This is a genomic window from Nocardia sputorum, assembly GCF_027924405.1.
Taxonomy (GTDB): domain Bacteria; phylum Actinomycetota; class Actinomycetes; order Mycobacteriales; family Mycobacteriaceae; genus Nocardia; species Nocardia sputorum.
The window spans coordinates 1,911,681-1,924,670 of the sequence record NZ_AP026978.1 but is presented as its reverse complement, the minus strand read 5'-3'; the positions used below and the strand labels follow the sequence as shown (position 1 = coordinate 1,924,670).

Genomic DNA, 12,990 nt, shown 5'->3' with positions numbered 1-12,990 from the left:
ACGTGAAACTTCTCGTCACAGGGGGCGCGGGCTACGTCGGCGGGGTCTGCGCCCAGGTCCTGCTGGAAGCCGGCCACGAGGTGGTCGTGGTCGACGATCTGTCCACCGGCAATGCCGACGGCGTCCCTTCCGCCGCCCGGTTCGTCCAGGGTGACGTGGCGGTCGCCGCGCCCGCACTGCTGGCTTCCGAACCCTTCGACGGAGTCCTGCATTTCGCGGCGCAGTCGCTGGTCGGCGAGTCGGTGCAGCAGCCGGAGAAGTACTGGCACGGCAATGTGGTGAAGACGTTCGAACTGCTGGAGGCCCTGCGGCGCACGGGCACGCCGCGGCTGGTCTTCTCCTCCACCGCGGCGGTCTACGGGGAACCGGAACAGGTGCCGATCACCGAGGACGCCCCGACTCGCCCGACCAATCCGTATGGCGCGTCGAAGCTGGCCATCGACCACGCCATCACGTCCTACGCGATCGCGCACGGGCTGGCGGCGACCAGTCTGCGGTATTTCAACGTCGCCGGCGCCTACGGCGGGCTCGGCGAGAACCGGGTGGTGGAAACCCATCTCATCCCGCTCGTGCTGCAGGTCGCTGCCGGGCACCGCAAGGCGATCTCGGTCTTCGGCACCGATTGGCCCACCCCCGACGGCACCGCGGTCCGCGACTACATTCACATCCGCGACCTCGCCGAGGCCCATCTGCTGGCCTTGGCGACCGCGGAAACGGGCACCCATCGGATCTACAACCTCGGCAGCGGCACCGGGTTCTCCGTTCGCGAGGTGATCTCGGCCTGCGAGCGGGTCACCGGCCTGCCGATCGCCGCGCAGGACGCGCCTCGCCGCCCTGGCGACCCGGCGACGCTGATCGCGTCCAGCGAGCGTGCCATGGCCGAACTCGGGTGGCGTCCAGAACACAACGAGCTCGACGAGATCGTCACCGACGCCTGGGCTTTCCTTCAGTCGCTCGGCCCCCGCGCGCACAGCGCGAAGTAACCGGCTCCCCCGTGCCCGAGTCGGTCCCGCACCGACTCGGGCTGCCGAGACCGCGCCACCGCACCGGAGCCACCGCGGCGCCGTGCGCCCGGAGGATGCACTCTGCCGCGCGAAGTCGCCGGAGTCGCGCGGAATCGGACTGCGCACCGCCGACTCTCCGCCACCGACCCTCATTTCCGGTTTCACGACGACGGTGTGCCGAGGTCGACGCCGAGACCCGCGGCGGTCCGATAGCCGCTGTGCGCGAGGCGCCGCATCTGTTCCGGACGCATGCCCAGGCGCAGCGAGGTGTCCAGCAACAGTGCCATCGGGTGACCCGGATCCGCCTCCAGCGCGGCATCCAGCGCGATGCCCGCCAGCGGTCCGTCACCACGGACGTAGGCGCTGTACCCCAGCAGAGCGGCCGCCTCGGCGCGGTCCGTGCCGGACAGCGCGCGGGTCAGCGCCACCCACACCGCCTCGGCCGCGGCGGCGTGGTCGCCGACCGCCAAGGCGAACATCGTGTCCCGCACTGCCCGATCACGCAGGGCCGCAGCCATTTCGGCCAGCTCTGACGCCAGTAGCTCGGCGCCCGAGGCGGTGTTGGCGATCTGCCACAACACGTAGTCGAGCGCTTGCCTGCTGTACCCGATCGGATCACCGCGACGCGCCGCCACCGCGTAGCGCTCACGGGCGCGCACGACCGCGTCCGCCAGGTGCGCCGCCACCTCGGCCCGCGCGGCCGGCTCCGGCGCGACCAAATCCGTGAGCTCGGAGCGCGAACCGCGGATCGGCCTGCCGTCCAGCACATGGGTCAGCGTCACCAGGGAAGCCGCCGGGTCCCGCAGCACCCCGTGCCGTCGCGGTCCCGTCACCGTCCACCAGCGCTGTCCAGCGGCGATCGACCGCACCGCCCACACTCCCGCGAGCGAGATGTCACACGCGGCCAAGCGCCTGCCGAGCGAGCCGGCCAGCACGTCGAATCGACCGGCCGCGCATCCGGACCGGTCGGCGCCTGCTCCGGGCTCCACGGCGCGTTCGTCGACGACGACGGCCAGTACCTCGGCCGCCTCGTCGTGCGCGCAGATCCGCGCGATCGCGGAGGCCAAAGTCGCGCCACGTACGCGCCGCCCGCTGGGCGAATCCAGATCGAACCGCACCACCGCGTCGACGATCGCGCCACCGCCCGCAGCGCGCCGCAGGACGAGCACGACCACGGACCGTTCCGGGGTGAAGCCCAGCATCGCGGGCACGGCGGCGATCAGCTCCGCCGGGTCGTCCACCCGCACGGCTTGCTCGGGCGAATGCCGGAACGGCGGAGGATCGTCGCGGCAGCGGACCTGCCGTGCCGGTCGGCGGGAGTTCCACACAGTTGCCCCGTTCGCCACCGCGTGCGAAAACGATTCCGGCACCGCTTCTTCGACAGGAGTGACTTGCACCGCGTCCGCCGGCGGAGCACCGCGGGTGAATCGAGTGTCTCTGCCGGCGCCCAGCCGGAAGACGCCGTCCTTGCCTGTGTATCTCGCGTCGACCGGTTCGGAAGAGGAAGTTGTCATGCACCGACGATGCGGGGTGCCGGTCACCGGACCCGGAGGCCGACCTGGCCCTTCAGCCACCCTGGGGAAATCGATTCGCGCTGTGCACGAGTCGATCGGCACCTCGCATGGCCCGCGATTCGTGTCGGTGCCGCCTGCTACCGTGCTTTCCCCTGCCCGCTATCTTTCGCGCACTTTACGCACAGCGGTGGCGAACAGCGCGTTCAGCGCGGCGATATCCGCTTCACCCTCGGTGAAGGACATGTAGGTCACCGTGATTCGCACATCCCCGGACTGCGCGACGTGGGTGCGCATGGATTGGGTCAGCCGCGCGCCACCGGATTCCGGCCGCACCGTCCTGCGCAGCGAGAGGGCGTCGTCGGCGTCGATCGGCGGGGGCGACTCCAGCTCGGTCGTCACGGTGGTGGCGGCGCCCGCCCGGTTCACCCGCACCGATCCGCACTGCCCCAGCCGGTCGCGCAGCGCCGCCAACGGCTCGCCGGTGCGGGTCAATTCGACGGTCAGTGTGGCGCGCGTAATGTCGTCCGTGCCGACCGCCATCGCGGTGTGCTCGGGTCCGAAGTCCTGGCTCGGCGGCACACACCGGCTGGGCTGGACGTTCGCGCCGCGGCCCGTGCCGTCCAGGTCACCCGCCGCCTGGGCCACGGCCTCCTGGGGCAGCACCACCGCCGTGTACGGCGCCGGGAACTGCGCCGGATCCGGCAGCAGAGTCGGCAGTTCTGCGCTCACGTGCCTGGTCACCGTGGTCGGCGCCGAGGAGACCGGGCGCCCCGATACCGTCGACCCGCAGCCTGCCAGCAGCACCGCGCAGACGAGGGATACCACCGGGCCCAGCCGCATGCGCTTCGAATCCGCCACGGTCACACCCCCACTGTGCCAAACTCCTGGTGTCAAGTCGGCGATGCCACGCCGCCGGGCCGGGAATGCGCGAGCCACCGATGCTGTTGCCTCGGAGTATGGGTCGGTGTCCGGCCGTGCGCGGTGACCGCCACGGCATGGGGGACAATGGACAGTGGTCCCCGGTTCGGACGACCGCTCGCCTCGCACCACCACCAGCGGTGGTGAACGACCGGGCAGGCAACCACACTGGCGCGTGCGGTACGCGTCCGGGCCACAGGAGCCGCGCAGGAAGGAGTACGCGATGGACTACGAGTCGCGAATGTACGAATTGGAGTTCCCCGCTCCGCAGCTGTCGTCCGCCGACGGTGCGGGCCCGGTCCTGGTGCACGGGCTGGAAGGTTTCACCGACGCCGGGCACGCGGTGCGGCTGGCGACCACGCATCTGCGCGAGAGCCTCGAGAGTGAACTCGTCGCCTCCTTCGATGTGGACGAGCTGCTGGACTACCGGTCGCGGCGTCCGCTCATGACCTTCAAGACCGATCACTTCTCCCAATACGCCGAGCCGGAACTCAACCTCTGGGCCTTGCGCGACACCGCGGGGACTCCGTTCCTGTTGCTCGCCGGTCTGGAACCGGACCTACGCTGGGAGAAGTTCACCACGGCGGTGCGGTTGCTCGCCGAACAGCTGGGCGTGCGCCGCAGCATCGGCCTGAGCGCCATTCCGATGGCGATCCCGCACACTCGCCCGCTCGGCGTCACCGCGCATTCCTCCAACCGCGACCTGATCTCCGACCATCAGCGGTGGCCGGGGGAACTCCAGGTGCCGGGCAGCGCGTCGTCGCTGCTGGAATTCCGCATGGCGCAGCACGGGCACGAGTCGGTCGGGTTCTCGGTGCACGTGCCGCACTACCTCGCGCAGACCGCCTACCCGGAGGCCGCGCAGACGCTGCTGGAGAACGTCGCGGACAACGCCGGCCTGGAGTTCCCGCTGGCCGCGTTGGGCGAGGCCGCCGCGCGGGTGCGCGAACAGGTCAACGAGCACATCGCGGGCAACGTCGAGGTGGAGACCGTCGTGCACGCCTTGGAGCGGCAGTACGACAGCTTCGTCACCGCGCAGGAGCGGCAGTCGAGCCTGCTGGTGGGCGATGGCGAGCTGCCGAGCGGTGACGAGCTGGGCGCCGAGTTCGAGCGATTCCTCGCCGAGCAGAGCCGCAACAAGGACGAGGACGAGCAGGACTGACCCGCGCGGGGTCCCGATCGCCCCTGCACGCGTGCCTACCGGCGAGGCCGTAGGGTGGTCGGAGTGGATCTGACCGAACTGCTCGACATCCCGGGGACCGACGCCGACGCGCTCTACGAGTCGTTCGGGATGTGGGCCGCCGAGCAGGGCACCCCGCTCTACCCGGCGCAGGACGAGGCACTGCTCGAGCTGGCCTCCGGATCCAACGTCATCCTCGCCACCCCAACCGGTTCCGGTAAATCACTCGTCGCGGTCGGCGCGCATCTGTTCGCGCTGACCCAGGGTTTGCGCACGTACTACACCGCTCCGATCAAGGCGCTGGTGAGCGAGAAATTCTTCGCCCTCTGCGAGGTGTTCGGGGCCGAACGCGTCGGCATGGTCACCGGCGACGCCGCGGTGAATCCGGAGGCGCCGATCATCTGCGCGACCGCGGAGATCCTGGCCAACCTGGCGCTGCGGGAAGGCGCGGACGCCGCCGTCGGCCAAGTCGTGATGGACGAATTCCACTTCTACGCCGACCCCGACCGGGGGTGGGCCTGGCAGGTGCCGCTGCTCGAACTGCCCCGCGCCCAGTTCCTGCTCATGTCGGCCACGCTCGGCGAGGTCGACTTCTTCGTCCGCGACCTGGAGCGCCGGACCGGCCGCTCCACCGCGGTCGTCGCGGGCACCGAGCGTCCCGTGCCGCTGACCTTCTCCTATGCCCGCACGCCGATCACGGAGACACTGGAAGAGCTGGTCACCACCCATCAGGCCCCGGTGTATGTGGTGCACTTCACCCAGGCCGCCGCGCTCGAGCGTGCCCAGGCGCTGACGAGTGTGAATTTCGCGACGCGCGCGGAGAAGGACGCGATCGCCGACGCGCTGGGCGAGTTCCGGTTCGCCGCCGGGTTCGGCAAGACGCTGTCGCGGCTGATCCGGCACGGCATCGGCGTGCATCACGCGGGCATGCTGCCCAAGTACCGGCGCCTGGTGGAGCGACTCGCCCAGGACGGCCTGCTGAAGGTGGTGTGCGGCACCGACACCCTCGGCGTCGGCATCAACGTGCCCATCCGCACGGTGCTGCTCACCGGGCTGACCAAGTTCGACGGCGTGCGCACCCGCAGGCTCAAGGCGCGGGAGTTCCACCAGATCGCAGGCCGCGCCGGGCGGGCTGGTTACGACACCATGGGCACCGTTGTCGTGCAGGCTCCCGAACACGAGGTGGAGAACACCCGGCTGCTGGCCAAGGCGGGCGACGATCCGAAGAAGCAGCGCAAGGTGCAGCGGCGCAAACCGCCGGAAGGCTTCGTCTCCTGGAGTGAGGAGACCTTCGACCGCTTGGTCGCCGCGCAGCCGGAGCCGATGGTGTCGCGGTTCGCGGTCACCAACGCCATGCTGCTGAACGTGATCGCCCGGCCGGGCAACTGCTTCACCGCGATGCGTCACCTGCTGGAGGACAACCACGAGCCGCGTCCCGCCCAGCGCAGGCACATCCTGCGCGCCATCCGGCTGTACCGCGCGCTGCGCGACGCCGGGGTGGTGCAGCAGCTGCCGGAACCCGACGCGCAGGGCCGACGCGCACGCCTGACCGTCGACCTGCAGCGTGATTTCGCCCTCGATCAGCCGCTGTCGCCGTTCGCGCTGGCCGCGCTGGACCTGCTGGACAAACAATCCCCGAGTTATACCCTCGACGTGGTGTCGCTCATCGAATCCACCCTGGAGGATCCGCGCCAGTTGCTGATGGCCCAGCAGCACAAGGCGCGCGGCGAGGCGATCGCGGAGATGAAGGCCGACGGCATCGACTACGACGAGCGGATGGAACTGCTCGAAGAGGTCACCTGGCCGAAGCCGCTGGCCGAACTCATCGAACCGGCCTACGAGACCTATCGCGCCGGGCACCCGTGGGTGTCGGAGTTCGCGCCCGCGCCGAAGTCGGTGGTCCGCGACATGGTCGAACGAGCCATGACCTTCGCGGAGCTGATCTCCTTCTACGAGCTGGCCCGCTCCGAGGGCGTGGTGCTGCGCTATCTCGCCGACGCCTACCGCGCGCTGCGGCGCACGGTGCCCGATTCGGCGCGCACCGAGGAACTGGACGACATCACCGAATGGCTCGGAGAGCTTGTCCGCCAAGTCGATTCGAGCCTGCTCGACGAATGGGAGCAACTGACCAACCCGGGCGCGGAGACCGACGCCGACCAGGTCGCGTTCGGCGCGGAGACGGTGCGCCCGATCTCGGCCAACGAGCGCGCGTTCCGGGTCATGGTCCGCAACGCGATGTTCCGCCGCGTCGAGCTGGCCGCTCTGCGGCGCTGGAACGAGCTGGCCGCGCTCGGCCCCGGCCCGGATTGGGCGGAAGCTTTCGCCGATTACTACGCGGAATACGAGCGGATCGGCACGGGCCCCGACGCCCGGGGCCCGCAACTGTTCCAGGTGGAACGAAGACCCGGATTCTGGCATGTGCGGCAGGTGCTGGACGACCCGGCGGGCGACCACGGCTGGTCGATCGACGCGGTGGTCGATCTGGCCGAGTCCGACGCGGCGGGCGAGGTCGTCTTCGACGACGTCACCGTGTCCGCCGGCTGAGCCCGCATCGGCCATCGGTCCGGTATCCACGCAGGTCAGCGGCCCCTTCGTGCCAGCAGGACGAGGGCTCGCGACCATGTGGCGAACCCAGGTTTCGACGGATTCGTTTCTGGGTACGGGCCGCTGATACTCTCTCCCCCGCTGCCCAAGCGAAAGATCAACTATGCCCGAATCGCCGTACCTTGTCATCCATCCCGAGCGTGTCCGCCGGAATTACCGCGCGCTCGACGCCGCCCTGTCCACGGGCGACGGCGCCGCGACGAGAATTCGTTTCGCCGTGAAGGCGAGCCCGGTGCCGGAGATCGTGCGCCTGCTCGACGAGGAAGGCGCGGAATTCGACGTCGCCAGCATCGGTGAGATCGACCTCTGCCTCGGGCTGGGCGTGTCCCCGCAGCGGCTGTGCTACGGCAACCCGATCAAGAAAACCGCGCACATCGCCCGGGCCTACGCCCTGGGGGTGCGACGCTATGCCTTCGACACCGAGGACGACCTGCTGCGGATCGCGGAGCACGCGCCCGGCTCGGAGGTGGAGTGCCGCTTCCTCGCCTCGGCGCCGGAGTCGCGCACGCCGTTCGGCACGAAGTTCGGCTGCAGCCCGGGTGAGGCGTTCCGGCTGCTGGTCCGGGCCAGGGATCTGGGGCTGGTCGTCGCCGGGCCGTACTTCCATGTCGGCTCCCAGCAACTGGACCCCACCGCGTGGCGGATCGGCATCGAGCAGGCGGGCCGGATCGCCGAGGCACTGGCCGACAAGGACATCGCGGTGAACTCGGTGAACATCGGCGGCGGGCTGCCGATCTCCTACGCCGACCCGGCGCCCGCGCTGGGCGAGATCGCCGCGGTGGTCAAGCACGCAGCGGCCGAATTCCTGTCCGGGGCAACCGGATTGGTCGTCGAACCCGGCCGGGCGCTGGTCGGTTCGGCGGGCACGATTCACGCCGAGGTCGTCGGCGTCCGCACCGCGCCGGACGGCAGGCGCTGGGTGTATCTCGACATCGGCCGCTACAACGGCATGGCCGAGACCGAGAACGAGTACATCGCCTACCGGTTCGTCACCGACCGCGACGGCGACCCCGTCGACGAGGCGGTGGTGGCCGGTCCGACCTGCGACGGCGACGATGTACTGTATCAACGCACGCGAGTCCTCCTACCGACCACGTTGCGAGCCGGTGATCGCGTTCGAATCCTCGACACCGGTGCCTATACCGCGAGCTATTCGTCGGTGTCCTTCAATGGTTTTCCGCCCTTGACCGTTCATGTCTCGGGCGCTGAGCGAGAGTGAGTTTGCCCATGACGGCGGAATTCACCGGTTGGCATGTGCTGGCCGAGTTCGGTGGTGTCGACGCAGATCTCTGCGACGATCTCGAACGACTCGAATCGGCGTTGCGTGAGTCTCTGATCGCGGCGGGCGTCACCATCTGCGATGTCGTACACAAGAAGTTCGAACCGCAGGGGGTGACCGTCCTCGCGCTGTTGTCGGAGTCCCACGCCTCGATTCACACTTATCCGGAGTCCGGCGACATCTTCGTCGACGTGTTCACCTGCGGCAGCATCGGCGCGGGCGCGTCGAAGGCGGTTGAGCTGCTTCGAGACGCCTTGGCTCCCAAGGACGTTCGCATGCAGGTCATCCGCAGGGGGCACGGCAGCCAGCGGATCGAGGAGCCGGTGGGCGCGGGTCTGACCCGCATCTGGGACCTGCACGAGGTGATCGTCGACACCCACACCCCCTACCAGCACATGGTCATCGCGCGGACCGAGCAGGGCATCAGCCTGTTCTCCGACGACGACCGCCAGTCCACCGAGTTCTCCCAGCTCACCTACCACGAGGCGATGATGGTGCCCGCCTTCGTGCTGGCCGAGAAGCTGGACAAGGTGCTCATCGTCGGTTCCGGCGAGGGCGTGGCCAGTCAGATGTCGGTGGCCGCGGGCGCCACCCACGTCGACCACGTCGACATCGACCAGCTCGAGGTGGAGCTGTGCGCCGAGCACCTGCCCTACGGGTACTCCACCGACGAGCTGGCCGCCGCCGTCGCGGGCGAAGGGCCGATCAAGGTGCACTACGCCGACGGCTGGGACTTCCTGGCCACGGCCGAGCAGGCGGGCACTCGCTACGACGTCGTCGTGATCGACCTGCCGGACGAGCGCGTGGAGGACGCGCAGCACAATCGCCTCTACGAGGCGGAGTTCCTGTCCCGATGTCGTGCGCTCCTCGCGCCCGGCGGCGTGCTGTGCGCCCAGGCCGGGTGCGCGACGATGTGGCGCAACGAGACCTTGAAGCGCTCCTGGCAGCGTTTCCACGAGCAGTTCGGCACCGTCGTGCACTACGGCAGCGACGAGCACGAGTGGTCGTTCCTGTTCGGCCTGGTGGACGCGGTCGAGGACCCGGTCGGCCGGATGACCGATCGTCTGGCGCTGCTGCCCTACAAGCCCGAGACCATCGACGCGCGGGCGCTGGTGCGCGGCGCGATCGAACCGCACGCCCTGCGGGTCTAGGCGACGACGACCGAATGCGCCGGTTCCGGTGGAACCGGCGCGTTCGGCGTTCTCCGGTCAGCGCCGCGCCGAGTCCGCGGCGGCTGCCGCGGTTCAGGAACGCTGCCGCTCGCGCCACTGCTCGACGTCGACCCCGCCTACACCCCAGTTCGACACGGGCACCTCGTCGATCACGACATACGTACTCGCGGGCGCCTTGCCGAGCACCTCTTCCAGCAGATCCGTGACGCCCTTGATCAGCCGCGCCTTCTGTTCGCGGGTGACGCCGTCGTCGGTCACTTTGATGTTGACGTAAGGCATTTCAAGCCGCCCTTCCCGAGATGAACCCGCCGTCCACGGGGAGAATGTGTCCGGTCGTGAACTCCGCATCGGCCAGATACAGCACCGCGGCGGTTGTCTCGGCGACTTCGCCGATCCGGTTCAACAGCGCGAGCCCGGCCGAGGCCGACTCGTCGCCGTCGCCGAACAGCGGAGTGCGGATGATGCCGGGAGCGACCGCGTTGACCCGGATGCCGTCGGCCGCGAGTTCGGCGGCGAGGCTGGTGGTGAGCGCGTGGACGCCGCCCTTGCTGACCAAGGCCGCCGTGGCGGGCAGACCGGCGAGCGCATGGTCGATCAGCACCGTGCCGATGTTCACGATGCTGCCGCCGCGCGCCTGCGCCAGGAACCGCCGCACCACCGCCTGCGTGGTGAAATAGGTGCCTTTGAGGTTGCCGTTCAGGTAGCCGTCCAAGTCCTGCTCGGTGACGTCGACGAAGGGTTTCGCCCCGAAGATGCCCGCGTTGTTGACCAGCACGTCCACGCCGCCGAACCGCTCGACGGCGACACCGACCAAGGCCGCTCCGGTCGTGGCTGCGCCGATGTCACCCGCCACAGTGGCCACTCGCCGCGGCGCGCCCAGTTCGGCGGCCACCCGCGCCAGTTTCTCCTCGTCCCGTCCGTTGAGCACGACGTTGTCGCCGCGTTCGGTGAACGCCCGTGCGATGTCGCGACCGATCCCGCTGGAGGAACCGGTCACGATGACCGTCTTCGCCATATCTGTCCTTTCCGATACGACCGGTCGTCTTCGAATTGTCAGCCGAGACGCCGGGTGCTGCGCCGCCCTGGGATCAGGGCAGGAAGTAGTCGCCGAGCAAACGATCCAGGCACTTGTGCAGGGGTGTCAGGGTGCGCTCCATCTTCATCCGGATCACCGCTCCCTCCCAGGATTCGAGCAGCAGATCCGCCAGCTCACCCGCGTCGATGTCGGCGCGGATCATCCCGAGGCGCTGGCCATGCGCGAGTTGCTCGGCGACGCGCTCGCGCCACGCGTTCCACGCCGCCGACAGCGATTGCCGCAAGAGATCGCTGCCTTCCAGCTCGCCGCCCAGATTCGCGATGAGGCAGCCGCCGGTGAAATCGGCCGCCACGAAATCGTCCATCAACCGGGCGAAGAACGCCCGTAGGCCGCTCACCGGGTCCGGGGCGGTAGCGAACGCCTCGGTCAGGTTGCGCTGCACGCACAGCGAGTGATGCTCGATGATCGCGCGCCCGAAACTCTCCTTGCTGTCGAAGTAGTTGTAGAACGAACCCTTCGGCACGCCGACCTTGTCGAGGATCTGCTTGAGCCCCGTGCCGTGGTAGCCGTTGGTCAGGAACCCCGCGGCGCCCTCTTCGACGAGAAGCCGCCGAGTGTCCTCGCTGCGCCGGGGTCGTACCATGCGCTCAATATACGACCGGTCGTCTTGGAATGGCAACCGTAGGCCCTACCCGAGAGCCCCTCCCCATCCAGGCCCGGCCGAACGGCCGAAGCTTTCCGGGTCCTGCCGCCACCGGGCGGATCGAGCGGCGAAATCCCCGAGGTGCACGGCGGCGAAACGCTCCCGGTCCCAATCCACGGGATCCGCAGGCACGGTCCAGACGTAGGTCCACACCGGAGCATCCCGCCCGTTGATGCGCACTCGGCGCAAGTCGTACTCGTCGTCCTCGAACGCGTCGAGGATTGCCCACTCCGCCGCCGTGAGGCCGCTCAGCACAGCGCCGCGGGCGAGTCCCCGCGCCGCGGCGACCAGTCCCGGATAGAGCCGTCGCGGCAGCGCGGCAGCGCGCCATCCGGTCAACTCGGCCGGTTCGAGCGTGGGAACGCGCCCGAGCAGCGCCTCCAGCACCTCGGGAAACTGCAGGGTGCCATAGGCGAACAGCGCGTGGTCCATCCCGGACAGGCCGCTCAGCCGCCCCTCTCCCAGCGCCGCCGGTTCCACTTCGCCACTCCTCTCACCTGTCACCACTGTGCCGCCACAGCCTTCACATCGGCCGCTGAGCACGAACGATGGCGGCCAGATATTCGTAGTCGTCGGCGCGAGCGCTGGACGTACGGAACACCAGGCCGATGGTGCGGCCGGGCGCGGGCGTCGCGAAGTGAGCGACATCCAGTGTGCCGCCCGCGGTTTCCGCCGCGACGGCCATCTGCGGAATCAGGGTCACGCCGAGTCCACCCGCCACGCACTGCACCACGGTCGACAGGGAGGCGGCCCTGGTGTCGCCGACGGCGGCCGGGTGCACGTCGGCCGAGCGGCATGCCTCCAAGGTCTGATCACGCAGGCAGTGCCCCTCGTCCAGCAACAGCAGCGGTTGCGCGTCCAGCACCGCCGCCGCCAGGTCGGTGCGCCCGGCCAGCTCGTGACCGCGCGGCGTGACCAGCACGAACTCCTCGGAGTAGAGCGGGATCTCGACCAGGCCGGGCATCTCGGTCGGCACCGCCAGCAACGCGACATCCAGCACGCCGGTGCGCAACCCGTCCAGCAGCCGCGCGGTCTGGTCCTCGACGATCTGCGGGCGCAACTCGGGCAGCCGCTTGCGCAGCTCCGGCAGCAACCCGGGCAGCACATAAGGAGCGACCGTCGGGATGATGCCCATGCGCAGCGTGCCGCCGAGTCCGTCCCCGGTCGCCGACGCGACGAAGCGGTCGGCGGCCTCCAGCGTCGCCATCGCTTTGGGCAGCAAGCGCATTCCCGCGGCGGTCACCAGCACCCGCCGGGTGCTGCGCTCGATCAGCTGGAGCCCGAGCCCCTGTTCCAGGGCGGCGAGCGCCTGCGATAACGTGGGCTGACTCACACCGAGACGGGCGGCCGCGGTGCCGAAATGGCGATATTCCGCGATCGCCACGAACGCACGCAGCTGTGACAGGGTGGGCTGATAAGTCTGATCAGTCACTCCTATCAGTGTAGTGCGACTGATCACCTTTACCTTTCAGCACCCCTTGGGCAAGATCGCCCGTGAGCTTTTCACCCGCGGTGTGAGTCCGGGTCGGAGGCGGTGGCTCAGGTAACCGCAAAGACCTCGCAATACCGCAGAACACAGT

The 12,990-nt window shown here is 69.3% G+C and carries 12 protein-coding genes; 5 read left to right on the top strand and 7 right to left on the bottom strand.

The features are described from left to right. Positions 1-2: 2 nt before the first annotated feature. Positions 3-983, top strand: coding sequence for a UDP-glucose 4-epimerase GalE (galE, locus tag QMG86_RS08835; protein ID WP_281878809.1), 981 nt, complete (start codon positions 3-5; stop codon positions 981-983). 182 nt (positions 984-1,165) lie between these two features. On the opposite strand, the gene QMG86_RS08830 is transcribed toward galE, so the two are convergent. After that, positions 1,166-2,518: a DUF4192 domain-containing protein gene (locus QMG86_RS08830; RefSeq protein WP_281878808.1), complete on the bottom strand. Its 1,353-nt coding sequence runs from the start codon at positions 2,516-2,518 to the stop codon at positions 1,166-1,168. Between the two features lie 159 nt (positions 2,519-2,677). Next, positions 2,678-3,382: a sensor domain-containing protein gene (locus QMG86_RS08825; RefSeq protein ID WP_281878807.1), complete on the bottom strand. Its 705-nt coding sequence runs from the start codon at positions 3,380-3,382 to the stop codon at positions 2,678-2,680. 277 nt (positions 3,383-3,659) lie between these two features. Here QMG86_RS08825 and QMG86_RS08820 point away from each other — a divergent pair, with 277 nt between their 5' ends. The 4 genes from QMG86_RS08820 to speD all read left to right on the top strand — a co-directional run bounded on the left by QMG86_RS08820 (position 3,660) and on the right by speD (position 9,650). Then, positions 3,660-4,598, top strand: coding sequence for a PAC2 family protein (locus QMG86_RS08820; protein WP_281878806.1), 939 nt, complete (start codon positions 3,660-3,662; stop codon positions 4,596-4,598). 63 nt (positions 4,599-4,661) lie between these two features. Continuing rightward, complete coding sequence (locus QMG86_RS08815; RefSeq protein ID WP_281878805.1) at positions 4,662-7,160, top strand: DEAD/DEAH box helicase; 2,499 nt, start codon at positions 4,662-4,664, stop codon at positions 7,158-7,160. A gap of 163 nt (positions 7,161-7,323) precedes the next feature. Beyond that, complete coding sequence (locus QMG86_RS08810) at positions 7,324-8,439, top strand: type III PLP-dependent enzyme (protein WP_281878804.1); 1,116 nt, start codon at positions 7,324-7,326, stop codon at positions 8,437-8,439. Between the two features lie 8 nt (positions 8,440-8,447). Next, a complete protein-coding gene (gene speD / locus QMG86_RS08805) occupies positions 8,448-9,650 on the top strand; it encodes an adenosylmethionine decarboxylase (protein WP_281878803.1) in 1,203 nt (400 codons plus the stop codon). Positions 9,651-9,743: 93 nt separating this feature from the next. On the opposite strand, the gene QMG86_RS08800 is transcribed toward speD, so the two are convergent. From QMG86_RS08800 to QMG86_RS08780, 5 genes are all read right to left on the bottom strand, one after another. After that, complete coding sequence (locus tag QMG86_RS08800; protein WP_281878802.1) at positions 9,744-9,950, bottom strand: tautomerase family protein; 207 nt, start codon at positions 9,948-9,950, stop codon at positions 9,744-9,746. Between the two features lies 1 nt (position 9,951). Beyond that, positions 9,952-10,686 (bottom strand): SDR family NAD(P)-dependent oxidoreductase, encoded by a 735-nt coding sequence (locus QMG86_RS08795; protein WP_281878801.1) that lies wholly within the window; start codon positions 10,684-10,686, stop codon positions 9,952-9,954. 73 nt (positions 10,687-10,759) lie between these two features. After that, complete coding sequence (locus QMG86_RS08790; RefSeq protein WP_281878800.1) at positions 10,760-11,350, bottom strand: TetR/AcrR family transcriptional regulator; 591 nt, start codon at positions 11,348-11,350, stop codon at positions 10,760-10,762. 45 nt (positions 11,351-11,395) lie between these two features. After that, entirely contained in the window at positions 11,396-11,890 is a 495-nt protein-coding gene (locus QMG86_RS08785) for a gamma-glutamylcyclotransferase family protein (RefSeq protein WP_281878798.1), read from the bottom strand. A 43-nt stretch (positions 11,891-11,933) separates the two neighbouring features. Then, entirely contained in the window at positions 11,934-12,842 is a 909-nt protein-coding gene (locus QMG86_RS08780) for a hydrogen peroxide-inducible genes activator (RefSeq protein WP_281878797.1), read from the bottom strand. Positions 12,843-12,990: the final 148 nt, after the last annotated feature.

Bases quoted from the DNA above. Each gene is read 5' to 3' on its own strand.
- QMG86_RS08830 (WP_281878808.1), bottom strand. From the start codon at position 2,518: ATGACAACTTCCTCTTCCGAACCGGTCGACGCGAGATACACAGGCAAG.
- QMG86_RS08820 (WP_281878806.1), top strand. From the start codon at position 3,660: ATGGACTACGAGTCGCGAATGTACGAATTGGAGTTCCCCGCTCCGCAG.
- QMG86_RS08810 (WP_281878804.1), top strand. From the start codon at position 7,324: ATGCCCGAATCGCCGTACCTTGTCATCCATCCCGAGCGTGTCCGCCGG.
- speD (WP_281878803.1), top strand. From the start codon at position 8,448: ATGACGGCGGAATTCACCGGTTGGCATGTGCTGGCCGAGTTCGGTGGT.
- QMG86_RS08800 (WP_281878802.1), bottom strand. From the start codon at position 9,950: ATGCCTTACGTCAACATCAAAGTGACCGACGACGGCGTCACCCGCGAA.
- QMG86_RS08795 (WP_281878801.1), bottom strand. From the start codon at position 10,686: ATGGCGAAGACGGTCATCGTGACCGGTTCCTCCAGCGGGATCGGTCGC.
- QMG86_RS08790 (WP_281878800.1), bottom strand. From the start codon at position 11,350: ATGGTACGACCCCGGCGCAGCGAGGACACTCGGCGGCTTCTCGTCGAA.